13 protein-coding genes and 1 tRNA gene are annotated in these 13,785 nt (G+C 63.0%); 9 read left to right on the top strand and 5 right to left on the bottom strand.

Going from position 1 to position 13,785, the window contains the following annotated elements:
* The first annotated feature begins 3 nt into the window (after positions 1-3).
* Together HAP40_RS00670 and HAP40_RS00665 are read left to right on the top strand one after the other, a co-directional pair.
* Entirely contained in the window at positions 4-792 is a 789-nt protein-coding gene (locus HAP40_RS00670; protein ID WP_166811712.1) for an alpha/beta hydrolase, read from the top strand.
* A 139-nt stretch (positions 793-931) separates the two neighbouring features.
* The gene (locus tag HAP40_RS00665) at positions 932-1,399 is read left to right on the top strand and encodes a nuclear transport factor 2 family protein (protein ID WP_166811713.1); all 468 of its coding nucleotides are present in this window, start codon (positions 932-934) and stop codon (positions 1,397-1,399) included.
* 54 nt (positions 1,400-1,453) lie between these two features.
* Here the strand turns inward: HAP40_RS00665 and HAP40_RS00660 are convergent, their stop codons facing one another.
* From HAP40_RS00660 to HAP40_RS00650, 3 genes are all read right to left on the bottom strand, one after another.
* Positions 1,454-2,251, bottom strand: coding sequence for an acyl-CoA thioesterase domain-containing protein (locus tag HAP40_RS00660; RefSeq protein WP_166811714.1), 798 nt, complete (start codon positions 2,249-2,251; stop codon positions 1,454-1,456).
* 192 nt (positions 2,252-2,443) lie between these two features.
* Entirely contained in the window at positions 2,444-3,619 is a 1,176-nt protein-coding gene (gene queG / locus HAP40_RS00655) for a tRNA epoxyqueuosine(34) reductase QueG (protein WP_166811715.1), read from the bottom strand.
* A complete protein-coding gene (locus tag HAP40_RS00650) occupies positions 3,568-4,260 on the bottom strand; it encodes a glutathione S-transferase family protein (protein ID WP_166811716.1) in 693 nt (230 codons plus the stop codon). Before HAP40_RS00650 ends, queG begins: the two co-directional genes overlap by 52 nt.
* A gap of 169 nt (positions 4,261-4,429) precedes the next feature.
* On the opposite strand from HAP40_RS00650, the gene HAP40_RS00645 reads away from it, so the two are divergent.
* The 3 genes from HAP40_RS00645 to HAP40_RS00635 all read left to right on the top strand — a co-directional run bounded on the left by HAP40_RS00645 (position 4,430) and on the right by HAP40_RS00635 (position 7,418).
* Positions 4,430-5,236, top strand: coding sequence for an undecaprenyl-diphosphate phosphatase (locus HAP40_RS00645; RefSeq protein WP_166811718.1), 807 nt, complete (start codon positions 4,430-4,432; stop codon positions 5,234-5,236).
* Between the two features lie 112 nt (positions 5,237-5,348).
* Positions 5,349-6,674 carry an FAD-binding oxidoreductase gene (locus tag HAP40_RS00640; protein WP_166811720.1) on the top strand — a complete coding sequence of 442 codons (1,326 nt, stop codon included), beginning with the start codon at positions 5,349-5,351 and terminating at the stop codon, positions 6,672-6,674.
* Between the two features lie 3 nt (positions 6,675-6,677).
* Positions 6,678-7,418 (top strand): SDR family oxidoreductase, encoded by a 741-nt coding sequence (locus HAP40_RS00635; RefSeq protein ID WP_166811722.1) that lies wholly within the window; start codon positions 6,678-6,680, stop codon positions 7,416-7,418.
* A gap of 60 nt (positions 7,419-7,478) precedes the next feature.
* On the opposite strand, the gene HAP40_RS00630 is transcribed toward HAP40_RS00635, so the two are convergent.
* Positions 7,479-8,444 (bottom strand): complex I NDUFA9 subunit family protein, encoded by a 966-nt coding sequence (locus tag HAP40_RS00630; RefSeq protein ID WP_166811724.1) that lies wholly within the window; start codon positions 8,442-8,444, stop codon positions 7,479-7,481.
* 151 nt (positions 8,445-8,595) lie between these two features.
* Between HAP40_RS00630 and HAP40_RS00625 the strand changes: the two genes are divergently transcribed.
* The 3 genes from HAP40_RS00625 to HAP40_RS00615 all read left to right on the top strand — a co-directional run bounded on the left by HAP40_RS00625 (position 8,596) and on the right by HAP40_RS00615 (position 11,601).
* A tRNA-Leu gene (locus tag HAP40_RS00625) sits at positions 8,596-8,682 on the top strand.
* Between the two features lie 86 nt (positions 8,683-8,768).
* On the top strand, positions 8,769-10,364 hold the full coding sequence (locus HAP40_RS00620; protein ID WP_166811726.1) for a DUF6538 domain-containing protein: 1,596 nt from the start codon (positions 8,769-8,771) through the stop codon (positions 10,362-10,364).
* 457 nt (positions 10,365-10,821) lie between these two features.
* Positions 10,822-11,601, top strand: coding sequence for a DUF5343 domain-containing protein (locus HAP40_RS00615; RefSeq protein ID WP_166811728.1), 780 nt, complete (start codon positions 10,822-10,824; stop codon positions 11,599-11,601).
* Between the two features lie 280 nt (positions 11,602-11,881).
* Here HAP40_RS00615 and HAP40_RS00610 read toward each other — a convergent pair whose 3' ends face one another.
* On the bottom strand, positions 11,882-12,520 hold the full coding sequence (locus tag HAP40_RS00610) for a recombinase family protein (protein WP_166811730.1): 639 nt from the start codon (positions 12,518-12,520) through the stop codon (positions 11,882-11,884).
* Positions 12,521-12,726: 206 nt separating this feature from the next.
* Here HAP40_RS00610 and HAP40_RS00605 point away from each other — a divergent pair, with 206 nt between their 5' ends.
* Positions 12,727-13,737 (top strand): hypothetical protein, encoded by a 1,011-nt coding sequence (locus HAP40_RS00605; protein ID WP_027514751.1) that lies wholly within the window; start codon positions 12,727-12,729, stop codon positions 13,735-13,737.
* The last annotated feature ends 48 nt before the right edge of the window (positions 13,738-13,785 follow it).

Raw genomic sequence — 13,785 nt, 5'->3', positions numbered from 1 at the left:
TCCATGACCGACGCAATTTCAGATACCACGCTCGACTTCATCGATGTGGGCGAAGGCCCGTCGGCACGCAGGATCGCGGTGCGGCGCCGCGCCGGAAAGGGCCCCGGGCTGATCTGGCTCGGCGGATTCAAATCGGACATGCAGGGCGGCAAGGCCGTGGCGCTGGATGCGTGGGCGAGGGAGCACGGCCGAGCCGTCGTCCGGTTCGACTATTCAGGTCACGGCGAATCCGGCGGCGATTTCGCCGATGGAACCATCGGGCGCTGGCTCGAGGACAGCGTGGCGGTGTTCGAGCGCTTCTGCGACGGTCCGCAAATTCTGATCGGTTCCTCCATGGGCGGCTGGATGGCGCTGCTGCTCGCGCGCGAGATCAAGAAGCAACAGGCGAAGGCATCGCTCGCCGGGCTCGTCCTGATCGCGCCGGCGCCCGACTTCACCGAGGAGCTGATGTGGAAGAATTTCCCGCCGGCGGTGAAGAAGGAGATCGAAACCAAAGGCGTCTGGATGCGGCCGTCGGAGTACGGTGACGGCTCGCCCTATCCGATCACGCGAAACCTGATCGAGGAAGGGCGCAATCACCTCGTGCTCGGCAGCGCGATCGATCTCGGCTGTCCCGTCCGCATCCTGCAAGGCGCGAAGGACCCTGATGTGCCGTGGCAGCACGCTTTCGCATTGACGCATCGTCTGCCGGCCGACGACGTCGTGCTGACCATGATCCAGGATGGCGATCATCGACTCTCCCGTCCGCAGGACATCGCGCGCATTCTTGCGGCGGTCGCGGAGATCGGGTGAAGTGTTTCTCAGCACTCGGTGTCATCGCCCGCGAAGGCGGGCGATCCAGTACTCCGAGGCGGTTGTGGTTCAATCGATAGGCCGCGGCGTACTGGATGCCCCGCCTTCGCGGGGCATGACGAAGAAGGGAGCAACGTCAATGACAACCACCGCCACGCTACGCGCCTTTTGCGACGCGGTCGAGCAGCGCAACGGCAAGGCGTTTGCCGAGCTGTTCACCGAGGACGGCGTCTATCACGACGTCTTCTACGGCGCCTTCGCCGGCCGTGCGAAGATCGCCGAGATGATCGACGATTGGTTCTATCGCACGGCGAGCGATTTCCGCTGGGACATGCATGACCCCGTCACTGACGGCACCACGCTCTATGCGCGCTACACGTTCAGCTATCGCTCGACCTTGCCCGAGGCGGGCGGCGCGCGGGCGATGTTCGAGGGCGTCGCGATCATGACGCTGAAGGGCGGCAGGATCGCGAGCTATCACGAGGTCGCCAACACCGCGCCGGCGTTCGTCGATCTGAAGTTTGCGCCCGAGCGGATCGCGAAGATCGTCGGCAAGCAGGGCGCCGAGCTGAAGGCGCGGCCGGAGATGCAGCGGCACCTGGATTAAGTCGTCATTCCGGGGCGCGATGAAGTCGCGAGCCCCGGAATGACGGCGGAGAGGTTACGGCGGAGGCGGCTTGGCCATTGGCTTGCGCTGCGCCAGCGCGGCGACCGTCGCGGTACCGATCGGGCCCTGTTCGTCGTAGAGCCAGCATTCGCCGATGGCCACGCCATCGGTGGCATGATGGTTCACCACCTCGAAACCGATCCAGTTCGTGGCCGGCAGGCGGTGCAGATAGATGGTGACGTCGCTGTTGATGTAGCCGAGGCCCTTGTCGCCCGCGTTCGCAAACGGGCTGGCGAAATCGGCGCCGGTGGCGACATGGACGAAGGGCGTCATCCGCACGCCCGCAACGAGCTCGCGCACCTCGCTCATCCAGAGCCGGCGCGGACCGAGCGAGCCCATATGGCCGACGATGGGACGCGTCGCCCATTTGCCGTTCATGCCGAGCCTGGGGTCGGTGGGTTTCGGGATGTCGGCCGGCTTCGGTGCGTCCCAATTCGGCGGCGACCAGACATTGCCATCAGGATTTTGCGTCCGTCGCAGCAGCTGGCACGAAGCGCGGGCCATGCTGACGCCGCCGGAAACGAACTCCGCCTCCACCACACGGATGCGCATTCCGTCGCGCACCAGGCGCGTCGTCACCTCGATCGGCTTGTCGATGGTCGGCAGCCGAAACATGTCGACAGTGAGCCGCGCCGGCACGAATTCGGGGCCGGAATGGCGCTCCTCGATGGCAAAGCCGAGCAGGCCGACGATGACGCGACCGTGCAGCGACTTCGGATCCCAGGGACCATTGGCTGCTTCCGTCGGATGGAATGTATCGCCGTCGCGCGTGAAGAAAGGCATGTTTGTCATACGCGCGACTTTGGGGGAACGCACGGGGAAATCAAGAGCGGGTGTGGCCGGTACGAGCGGAGCGCTCCGCCCACAACAACGGTGTCATCGCCCGCGCAGGCGGGCGATCCAGTACTCCGTGGCGGCTGTGATTGAATCGATGGGCCGCGGCGTACTGGATGCCCCGCCTTCGCGGAGCATGACGGCGGAGCGTTAGGAAGCGGCGCGCCATTCCTCGCGCACGCTCTCGTCGTTCTCGGCCGCGATCGCAGTGCTCTTCATCGCATCAAACTCTTCCCGCGCCATCAACTGCCCCAGCGCCCACACCGCGGCCCCTCGCACCAGCGGGCTCGCATCCTCCAGCAGTCGCTGCGCCTCCTCGGCTAGCGTCGCATCACCGGAATTGCCGATCGCCATCAGCACATTCCGCAGAAACCGGTCGCGGCCGATGCGCTTGACCGGCGACTTCGTGAACAGCGCGCGGAACGCGGCGTCGTCGAGCCGGGCCAGCTCGGCCAGAGCAGGCGCGCGCAATTCGGCGCGTGCGGCAAGCTTGGCCTCGCGCCCCTCCTGCGCGAACTTGTTCCAGGGACAGGCGGCAAGACAATCGTCGCAGCCATAGATGCGATTGCCGATGCTCTTGCGGAATTCGTGCGGGATCGGCCCCTTGTTCTCGATGGTGAGATAGGAGATGCAGCGCCGCGCATCCAGCTTGTAAGGCGCGGGAAACGCCGCGGTCGGGCAGATGTCGAGGCAGGCCTGGCACGAGCCGCAATGGTCGGCCTCCGCATCGTCGCGCGGCAGCTCCAGCGTGGTGTAGATCGCGCCGAGGAACAGCCAGGAGCCGAACTCGCGCGAGACGAGATTGGTGTGCTTGCCTTGCCAACCCAGATGCGCGGCTTGCGCCAGCGGCTTTTCCATCACCGCCGCGGTGTCGACGAATACTTTCACGTCCGACGGCGCGGTTGCGACCAGCCAGCGCGCCAGCGCCTTCAGCCGCTTCTTGATGAGGTCGTGATAGTCGTCGCCCTGTGCATAGACCGAGATCGCCGCGCGCGTGCGCTGCTTCAGGATCGCGAGCGGATCCTGGTCGGGGCCGTAATTGACGCCGAGCATGATCACCGAGCGCACGTCGCTCCACAGCCCGCGCGGATCGACGCGGCGCTCGGGGCTTGCGGCGAGCCAGTCCATGTCGCCATGGCCGCCCGAAGCGATGAATTCGAGAAAGTATTTTCCCGCGCTCTCGATCGTGCCGGGCGCGGTGATGCCGATGCAGTCGAAGCCGAGCGCGCGCGCCTCGCGCGTGAGCGCTGTCTTCAGTTGAGTCGGATCGGAGTTCAGAAATCCAGGTCCACGTAGGTCCGCGACGCCGGCACGCCGGCCAGCCATTCGCTCAGCAGCGGACGGAAGGACGGGCGGGATTTCACCCGCGCGTACCACGCCTTTGCTGCGTCGTCCTCGCTCCATGGCACGTCGCCCAGATAGTCGATCGCCGAGAGATGCGCCGCGGCGGCGAGATCCGCGTAGGTGATCCGGTCGCCGGCGAGGAAGTTGCGGGTCTGCGCCAGCCAGCCGATATAGGCCAGATGATAGCGCACGTTTGCCTTGGCGGCGCGCATCACGTCGGCCGAAGGCGGGCCGCCGCCGTCCTCCTCGCTCATGAACCGCTTGTAGATGCGCTCGGTGACGAGAGGGTGCGAGACCTCCTCGAAGAATTTTTCGTTGAACCAGGCCATGAGCCGGCGCACCTCGACGCGCTCGGCAAGCGTCTCCGGTATCAGGCGCTTGGGTCCCATTTCGGCACCATAGGCCTCATCGACATATTCGGCGATGATGGCCGCGCCCGGAATCGGCGGCTGCTCGTCGTCCACCATGACAGGCGTCGTTCCCGCCGCGTTGAGCAGCAGAAACGCCTCGCGCCGCTCCCAGCTGCGCTCTTCGACCAGCTTCAGGTCGAGCCCGTATTCGCCCGCGATCAGGCGGATGAAGCGCGAATGCGGACAGAACGGATGATGAAACAGCGTAAACATGAAGCCTTTGACTATTTGATGGTGCTTAAGAATCCATCAATGTTTGTGCGGCGCCACACTAGTCCTTCAAATCCGCGAAGCAAGGGCGTGATGTCGCATTTTGCGATTGCGGCATGGAGGCGAATAGGCGAGAAGGGCCCCGCTTTTCCAGCCGAAATGGACCGTAAATATGTCAGATGTAATACGGGCAGTGATCCTCGGCATCATCGAGGGCGTGACCGAGTTCCTTCCCGTGTCCTCGACCGGCCACCTCTTGATCGCCGAACGCTTCTTTCACCTTGGCGAAGGTGCCTTCTGGGATTCGTTTACGGTTCTGATCCAGCTGGGTGCGATCCTCGCGATCGTCGGGCTCTATTTCAGGAAGCTGTGGGATGTCGTCATCGGCCTGTTCACGGGCGATGCCGATGCGCGCCGTTTCGTGATCGGCGTGCTGGTGGCGTTCCTGCCGGCCGTCATCGTCGGCCTCGTCGCCGGCAAATACATCAAGCTCGTGCTGTTCAATCCGTGGGTCGTCTGCTTCACGCTGATCGTCGGCGGTGCGATCCTGCTCTGGGTCGACAAGCTCGAGCTCAAGCCGCGCGAGCACGACGCCACCCGGTTTCCGCTGCTGATGTATCTCTATATCGGCATCGCACAGTGCGTGGCGATGATCCCCGGCGTGTCGCGTTCCGGCGCCAGCATCGTGGCCGCCATGCTGCTCGGTGCGGACAAGCGCGCGGCGGCGGAGTTTTCCTTCTTTCTCGCCATCCCCACCATGATCGGCGCCTTCGCCTACGATTTCTACAAGAGCCGCGCCGAGATGACGATGGATCACATCAACATCGTCGCGATCGGCTTCGTGGTGTCGTTCATCACCGCGATCATCGTGGTCAAGACGTTCCTGGAATACGTCACCCGGCACGGCTTCGTGGTGTTCGCCTGGTGGCGCGTCATCGTCGGCACGCTCGGCCTGATCGCGCTGGCGCTGGGGCGTTAACCTTCCGCCCGGGCTTCGCCGCTCGGTCGGACCGTCGTTTCAACCCAAAATAAGCTTTTGGCCGCTAGTCAGTTTCCAACGCCGGGCGCGCGCCCGGCACAGGAGCTGAGCCATGACCCTCGTCAGCGGCTGGGGGCGCTTCCCGGTCGTCGATAGCGATGTGCTGCGTCCACGCTCGTTCGCGGGGGTCGGCGATGCCATCGCAGCTGGCACGATCGCGCGCGGCAACGGCCGCGCCTATGGCGATGCCGCGATCGGCGCCGTCAGGACCGTGGCGATGACAGGCTTCGACCGGGTCAGGTCGTTCGATCCGGCGACCGGGCGCATCCGCCTCGAGGCCGGCACGCTGCTCTCGGACCTGATCGAGACATTCGGCCCGCGCGGCTTCCTGCCCTTCGTCGTGCCCGGCACGCGCTTCGTGTCGATCGGCGGCGCCATCGCGGCCGACGTGCACGGCAAGAACCATCATTGCGAGGGCGGCTTCGGCCGTTATGTCGACAGCATCCTGCTGCGCACCGGGCAGGGCGAGGTGATCGAAGCCTCGCGCGAGCAGAACCCCGATGCGTTCTTTGCCACCATCGGCGGCATGGGGCTGACCGGGGTCATCCTGGAAGCAACGATGCGGTTGCGTACCGTTGAAACGGGTTGGATTCGCGAGCGGGTGATCTCTGCATCCGATCTCGACGCGGCAATGCGCGCACTCGATGCCGGCGATTCCGCAACCTATTCGGTGGCGTGGATCGATTGTGTCGCGCGCGGCAGGGATCTCGGCCGTTCGCTGATCTATCTCGGCGAGCACGCCGGCAAGGACGAACTCACCGACGGCGCCGCTTCATTTCCTGTCGGCAAGGATCCCGGCCTCGGCGTGCCTGTCGATCTGCCCGCGATGACGCTGAACCGCCACAGCATCCGCGCCTTCAACGAGCTGTATTACCGCATGGGCGCGCGGCGCGCCGGCGGCAGCCGGGTGGTCTCGCTCTATCCCTATTTCTTTCCGCTCGACAGTCTCAGGGACTGGAATCGCATCTATGGCAGGCGCGGCTTTCTCCAGCATCAATGCGTGATTCCGGAAGCCGGGGCGCGCGCCGTGCTCGCCGACATCCTCGGTCGCGTGGCGCGTCGCGGCGATGCCTCCTTTCTCGCGGTGTTGAAGAAGCTCGGCCATGGCGACGGCATCCTGTCGTTTCCGCTGCCCGGCTACACGCTGGCGCTGGATTTCCCTGTCCGAGGCGACATCCTGAATTTCCTCGACGAGATCGATCGTCTGGTCGTCGCCGCCAGCGGCCGGCTTTACCTGGCGAAAGACGCGCGCCAGTCGCGCGCGACGTTCGCCGTCGGCTATCCCGCTCTGTCGCGCTTCAACGCGATCCGCAAATCGCTCGATCCTGCCGGCAACATCCGCTCGAAGCTGTCACAACGTCTGTTTGATGAGGTCTAGGCCGTGACGTCACGCAAGTCCGCAATTGTGCTGGGTGGCTCCTCCGACATCGGCCGCGCCACGGCGCGCGCCTTCGCCAAAGCCGGATACGATGTCGTTCTTGCCGGGCGCGATGTCGCCGCGCTGGAGCCTGACGCCGCCGATCTACGCGCGCGCTACAATGTCGAGGTTGGCCTTCGCAAATTCGATGTGCTCGACACCGCCTCGTTCGAGGGCTTCGTCGGCGGCCTCCCGGCGCTGCCCGACGCCGTCATCTCGATCGTCGGTCTTTTGGGCGTGCAGCAAAATGCCGAGAGCGATCTCGCCCATGCCACCACGATCATGCGCTCCAACTACGAGGGGCCGTCGCTGATCCTCGGCCTGTTCGCGGAGAAATTCTTGGCGCGCGGCCATGGCACGCTCGTGGGCGTGTCCTCCGTCGCCGGCGATCGCGGCCGCGCCTCGAACTATGTCTATGGTTCGGCCAAGGCCGGGTTCTCCGCCTTCCTGTCGGGCCTGCGCGCCCGTGCCAGCCGCGGCGGCGTCCACGTAGTCACCGTCAAGCCCGGCTTCGTCCGCACCAAAATGACGGAAGGCATGAAGCTGATCGGCCCGCTCACGGTGGAGGCGCCTGTCGTCGGCGATGCGATCCTGCAGGCCGTCGAGAAGAAGACCGACGTCGTCTATGTCAGCGGCAAATGGCGGCTCGTGATGCTGATCATCAAGACGCTGCCGGAAGCAATGTTCAAGAAACTGAAGTTTTGATGCTGTAGCCGCAGCGGCGGCGGTGCGCTCCCTCTCCCGCAAGCGGGAGACCTGGAAACCTCACACGCTCATGCGCTGGAACTGACCGGCCGCGCGGAAGCGCCAGAGATATTGCGGAGCGATCGCTTCCAGCGAGTCCGGGGTGATGCCGAGCCCTTCCAGGGTCAGGCTCGCCGCCTTCGCCGCATCCGACACGACATTGTCGCGTTCGAGCAACGTGACCTGGTCCGGCGTCAGCTTGAACGCGCCCGGCGCGAATTGCAGGAAAGAGGCCTCGAAGCGGGCGAGGCCGAACGGCAGCGGGATCAGCGCCGGCTTGCGGCCGGTGATGGTGAGGATGGCCTCGATGATCTCGCGCATGGTCAGCACCTCCGGCCCGCCGAGCTCGTAGGTCGCGCCCGCAACGGCCTTGCCGTCGACGGCATCGGCGATGGCGGTGGCGACGTCGCCGACATAGACCGGCTGCATCCTGGTATCGCCGCCGACCAGCGGCAGCACCGGCAACATCCGGGCCAGCGCGGCAAAGCGGTTGGTGAACTGGTCCTCGGGCCCGAACATCACGGACGGGCGGAAGATCGTCGCCGACGGCACCGCGGCCAGGACCGCGGCTTCGCCGGCCGCCTTGGCCTTGGCATAGCGCGAGGGCGATTCGGCGTCGGCGCCGATCGCGGAGACATGAATCAATTGGGCGCCGGCCGCGGCCGCCGCCCTGGCCACGGTTTCGGCACCCCTCGCCTGGACGGCGTCGAAGGTCTGCGCGCCGCCCTCGGTGAGGACGCCAACGAGGTTGATGACGACATGCGAATCACGCAGCGCCGCCTCGACCGAGGCCGGATAGCGCAAATTGGCCTGCACGGTGTGGACCTGCCCGACCTTGCCGGAGGGCTGGAGAAACCCAGCCAGTTCCGGCCGCCGCACCGCGACCCGGACCCGGTAATCGCGCTTGCACAGGGCGCGGACGACATTCCGGCCCAAAAATCCCGATCCGCCGAAAACCGTGACGAGCGTGTCCAGATTCGATGCCATGGGGTCGGTTCCTGCAGGTGGGCTAAGGTGTTGTCAGGCTTGTATCGGGCCGGTTTGCGATGCGCAATCGGCATCCCGAAACAGGCTTCAAGCATGAATTGACAACGGCGTCACCGAACCGTAGTAACCGCCTCCGTGCCCCAAACGGCATGCCCAGGTGGTGGAATTGGTAGACGCGCTGGCTTCAGGTGCCAGTGGCTTAACGGCCGTGAAGGTTCGAGTCCTTTCCTGGGCACCATCGCTCTGCGATGTAGTTGATTTCGCTGAAGTCCCTGATAACTAAGGGTGATCGACCGTCTCAACTGGTGCACAGAGACGGTACACATGCTTCTGCGAATGGCCTCTCCTATCCGCCGCGACGGCTCCTCCGTTCATTACCTTAGAAAGCGCGTTCCTGCTGACCTGACCGACAAGGCGGTGGGCGTGGTGCTGCGTGTGCCCGTGGGGGATGAGACTGCGGAAGTGCAGGTTGGCCGCAGCGGCACAATCAAGGTGTCGCTGCGCACCCACGATCCTCGGGAAGCCAAAGTACGGCAGGCCAAGGCGCTCGCCTACCTTGATGATGTTTGGCGTTCGATGCGCGAGGCCCCTCGTCGCCTCACTCATCGGGAGGTCATTGCGCTCGCGGGCGAAGCCTACCGTCATTCCAAGAAGACCTGGGAGAGCGATCCCGGCCGGGCAACGCTTTGGAACATGCTCCACCAAGCCGCGCTCAAGTGGGACCCTGCGACGGCGCAACGTGAGATGGCTCCCTACGTTGCTGAGCTGCTCCAACGTAAGGCGCTGCGGATCGATGACGACAGTTCAGCCCGTTTGGCTGCTGCCCTGCATGAAGCGTTCAAGGACGCTACGGCGCTCTTGGAGCGCTGGGGCAGAGGGGACTATGGGCCGGACCTCGTCGAAGCGCGGTTTCCTGAATGGAAGCCAATCGCACCTCTTCGTGACGTTCCGCTGACTGTCGGCATCATCGCTCTCTGGACAGACTGGGCCAAGGAAGCGCGACTAGCCAACCGCACCGAGAAAACAATCGAGGAATACGGTTCGCTCCTGCGGCGATTCGTAGACTTCTTGGGCCACGACGATGCCGCTTCGCTTACACCTGAGGACTTCATCCGATGGAAGGACCGACGCCTTGCGGACGGCCTTTCGCTGAAGACAGTCAAGGACACGGATATGTCGGTCTTCAAGTCGGTATTCGGCTGGGCGACAGAGAATCGTCGTTTGACTGAAAACCCTGTGCCGAAGCTGAAGTTGAAGCTGGGTAAGACGATTCAAGAACGGCCCAAGGGTTTCGTCTTGCGCGAGGCGCTTGCGATCCTGAAGGCATCCAGTTCCTACGTTGCCGCTCCTCGCGAGCTGCCTCAAACTGCAATGGCAAAGCGGTGGGTACCCTGGCTGTGTGCGTACACTGGTTCCCGGGTGGGCGAGATGGTTCAGCTTCGACGAGAGGATGTCGAGCAGCGAGGGCCCTACGTCGTCGTAACCATCACCCCCGAGGCTGGCCCGGTGAAAAATAAACAAACCCGGCGTGTGGTTCTGCACGAACATCTAGTCGAGTGTGGCTTCTTGGAGATCGTGAAGGCTGCACCAGAGGGCTATCTGTTTGTGGCTGCGAGTGACCGAGAGAAGGCTCGTGGTCGCATTCGTGCTGTGAAAAACAGACTGTGCGAGTTTGCGCGGAGCATCGTTGCGGACGAAAGGGTCAGTCCGAATCACGGCTGGCGTCATCGCTTCCAGACGGTTGGCGGCGAGGTTGATGCGAGCGAGCGGGTCGTCAATGCGATCTGCGGACACGGACGGCGGGATGTTTCCGACGACTACGGTGACCGGACGTTCAAGGCGATGGCTACGGCGCTCGCGAAGTATCCGCGATATGACATCACGCAGCGGGTCACAGAAGCCGATGACCTTGCCGCCTGAAGCGGCGAATCGCTAACCCCACGAATCGTCCCCTCGACATCTAATCTGTGGATACTGTGGATATTCATCCTGCATGGATCACCGCAGTCGAGGGAACGTACGTTATATCTTATTGATATTATTATCTTTATAAGATTGCTCCCTCGATCCCTCCGGCTGCGTACGAGTAACTCGCAAATCATGATGAAGCGCAACCATCTGATGGTACATCATGTCGATCCGGTCAGTATCAAAGCGCGATATCCAGCCTGAAACGACCATAACGGTCATATAGCGGCTTCACTTGAGCGTGAAGTTTGCAGCTAAAGAACGGGTCGTATCCGGGCTTGTACGGGGCCAAGGCAGCTTGACATTTAGAATTATCAAATAATTTCAGCTGTTTACGTTCATAGAGAGGCGCGATGACTGTACCGAGTAACAAGAAGACGAAAAACTTGTGTTGCCGTCGAGGATGTGATTGAATGGCTTCATCTCGAACCCGGAGCCTGTAATGCCGGTCACGGCAGACAAATCGGCGCCTTACGCGCCAGCGGCGACGATCATCGATATCGTGAAGCGGTATCGTGACCGCGGTTTGCCTGTGCCTCTGAACGGCGAGGCTCTGGGCCGCATTGGCGTACCAGACAGCCTTATCTCTCGCGTACTCTATGCTTTGACTACGCTGGACCTCATCGACGCAGACGGTGCACCGACGCCCACGCTGGAGGGGCTTCGTCTTGCAGCCGAAGCCGAGTTCAGGACACGCCAAGAAGAATGGCTGAGGTCGGCTTACGCTGACATCTTCTCCATCGTCGATCCAACTCGGGACGACGAGACGCGCATCCGTGACGCCTTCCGCAACTATCAGCCTGTTGGTCAACAATCGCGAATGGTCACGCTCTTCGTGGGCCTGTGCGCGAACGCCGGAATGATGCCAGAGAAGGCGGGAAGCGTCCGGCCATCAAGTGGTGCGCGTTCGTCAAGCGGCGCTCGTTCGCCCACTGTTGGTCGCGCCCCGCGTGCTGTCTCGCCCCCGCCCCGAAGCGTTGGAAAGGCCGCCACGAAAAATCCAGCGAAAGGCCCAGGCGAGTTGCCTCCGGCGCTTGCTGGGTTGCTTGAGAGTTTGCCGGATGCTGCCGAAGGGTGGACCAAGGACGAGAGGGCAAGGTTCATGACGACCTTCGAGGCCGTCTTGGACTTCTGCATACCAGTGGTCGGTAGCAAAGCCAGAAACAGCGAGGCCGACGCCGAAGTGTGAGCGCCGGCCCCAGAACTTACCCCGTGGTTTGGGGTTGTAGAGCCTTCCGACGCGACCCGCGCCACGGGCACGTAGGTAAGGTGCAGTAGCTGCCCCTCAATCGTATGAGGGTGCAAGAATCGGGCGACCGACCAAACTCTGGCAAGGGGGAGGCGGTCGCTCGATGCTTTTAGATAGCAAGAGTTCGGATTCTTGTCCAGATTCCAGAGCGTTACGTCTCTCCAACCGATCCGCGCAAAAACACTGATAGTGCGGCGAAGGTGCACTTAGAGCTGCCTGACTAAGCAGCCCAGCTCCTCAACGCCGCTTCGGCTCCCGCCGGATCGTCCTTGATGCGATAGACTGTCTGTCGGCTCAGTCCCGTTGCCGCTGCGATCTGCCCGACGCCCGCCGACTGCCCCAACATGTTGCGGACCACTTCGAGCTGTTCCTTGTCGAACGTCGGCTTCCGCCCCCGATACTTCATCTCGCCCGCCGTCGCCTTGGCGAGTGCGATGCCGCCGCGCTGTGCTTCCTTGATGGCCTCGGCATTGGCCTGTGCGGTGGCGGCCATGAAGGCAATGAGCGCGTCTCTGACGGCCTGCTGCATGGGGTCCTTTGTTGCGCCGTCGAAGGTGAGGCCGTTGATCACCGTGCGGATGACGACACCGCGCCGCATGAACTCCCTGATGGTGTCGCACACGTCACCGTAGTTGCGCCCGAGGCGGTCGATCCAGCGAACCACGAGGATGTCGCCGCTGCGGAGAATGTCGAAGAGCCGCTTACCCTCGGGACGTTCGGCAAGGCGGGTGCTGATGCCCGACACGCCATGGTCCGCGATGACGCGGTCGATCTTGAAGCCTGCGGCCTCCGCCCCTGTCCGCTGATGCTCGACGGTTTGGTCGGTGGTGGATACTCGCGCGTAGAAGATCGTGGCCATGGACGCCCCCGTTGTCCGTTAGGGTAACGTCCGTTGTATATCGTGTCCGTTGAGCCAAGTCAACCCTAACGGACGCGATTTCGAGCCTGCCAGGATTGTCCGCTCGGGCATACCCTTACGGACAACCTGTGGAACCTGTTCACAGCTCTCGCTTCATGTTGCCTTCAGACTGGGCACTCGTAAGAGTTGCGACCGGGAGGAACCAAATGGCTGAGGACATCTCGAAGGAGGTCGCATCCCTCGTCAGGGTGCAATCGTTCGACACCAAGACATTGCCGAGGCGGGAGGATCTTGGAAGAGAGCTGTCATTCGAGGACGCTGTGGAGCCAGCTCAGAGGGCTCAGCATCTGTTCTCGTTGATCCCCGCCGACGTTTTGCCGCTGGTTCCACAAGGACATCGTGCCCAAGTTCGCTCGGCGGCCGATGCTTTCTTCAACATCCTAGAGCAGATGCAGAAGTTCTCCCCGCAGCAGGGTTCTGCGATGGAGACCAGACAGAGCCTGATCCAGCAGCTCAGCTCCAATTACGAGGCGTGGTACAACCAGATCAGCCCCGCAATCTTGTTCGTCACCAGTAACCGGCAGGATTTTTCGCGGCTCGAACGGGAGGCCAGAGCTGCATCGCAGGCCGCGACGGATGAGGCTGCGGCACTGACGAAAAAACTTGGTGAACACGAGGCCGAAGCAAATCGCGTGCTGGCCGAAGTGAGAAAGGTAGCTGCCGAGCAGGGTGTCGGGTTTCAGGCTACGTACTTCAAGACCGAAGCCGAACACCATGATGCCGTTGCGAAGGACTGGCGCACCTACACCATCGCCGCTGCGGTCGTCTTGGCAGTCTTTGCAGGCTCGACCGTCTTCCTTCACAAGGTCCCGTTCCTTCACCCCGCCGACAGTATGGAAGCTGTCCAGTTCTCGCTGGCGAAACTCGCGATCTTCGCGGCTATGGGCTACGTGCTGGTGCTTTGTTCGCGGAACTTTCTGTCCCACACCCACAACGCCATCGTGAATAGGCATCGGCAGAACGCCCTGTTGACGTTCCAGGCTCTTGCGAATGCCGCGAAGGAAGAGAGCAAGAAGGACATCATTCTTACTCACGCCTCTGCGTGCATGTTCTCGCCTCAGGAGACGGGTTTCACAAAGCCAAGCGCCGAAGGGGGCTCGAACATCATCCAGCTTCTCAGCAAAGCGTCAGGATCAGAGAAGGCGGCAGCTTCCTAGCAAGTAGATTCAGCAAGCGACCGAACCACCCCGGCGCGACGGCTGTCC

It is taken from the genome of Bradyrhizobium sp. 1(2017), assembly GCF_011602485.2.
In the GTDB taxonomy this organism is placed as follows: Bacteria; Pseudomonadota; Alphaproteobacteria; order Rhizobiales; family Xanthobacteraceae; genus Bradyrhizobium.
Note: the sequence above shows the minus strand (reverse complement) of the source record. Positions and strands in the feature narration are given on the sequence as shown.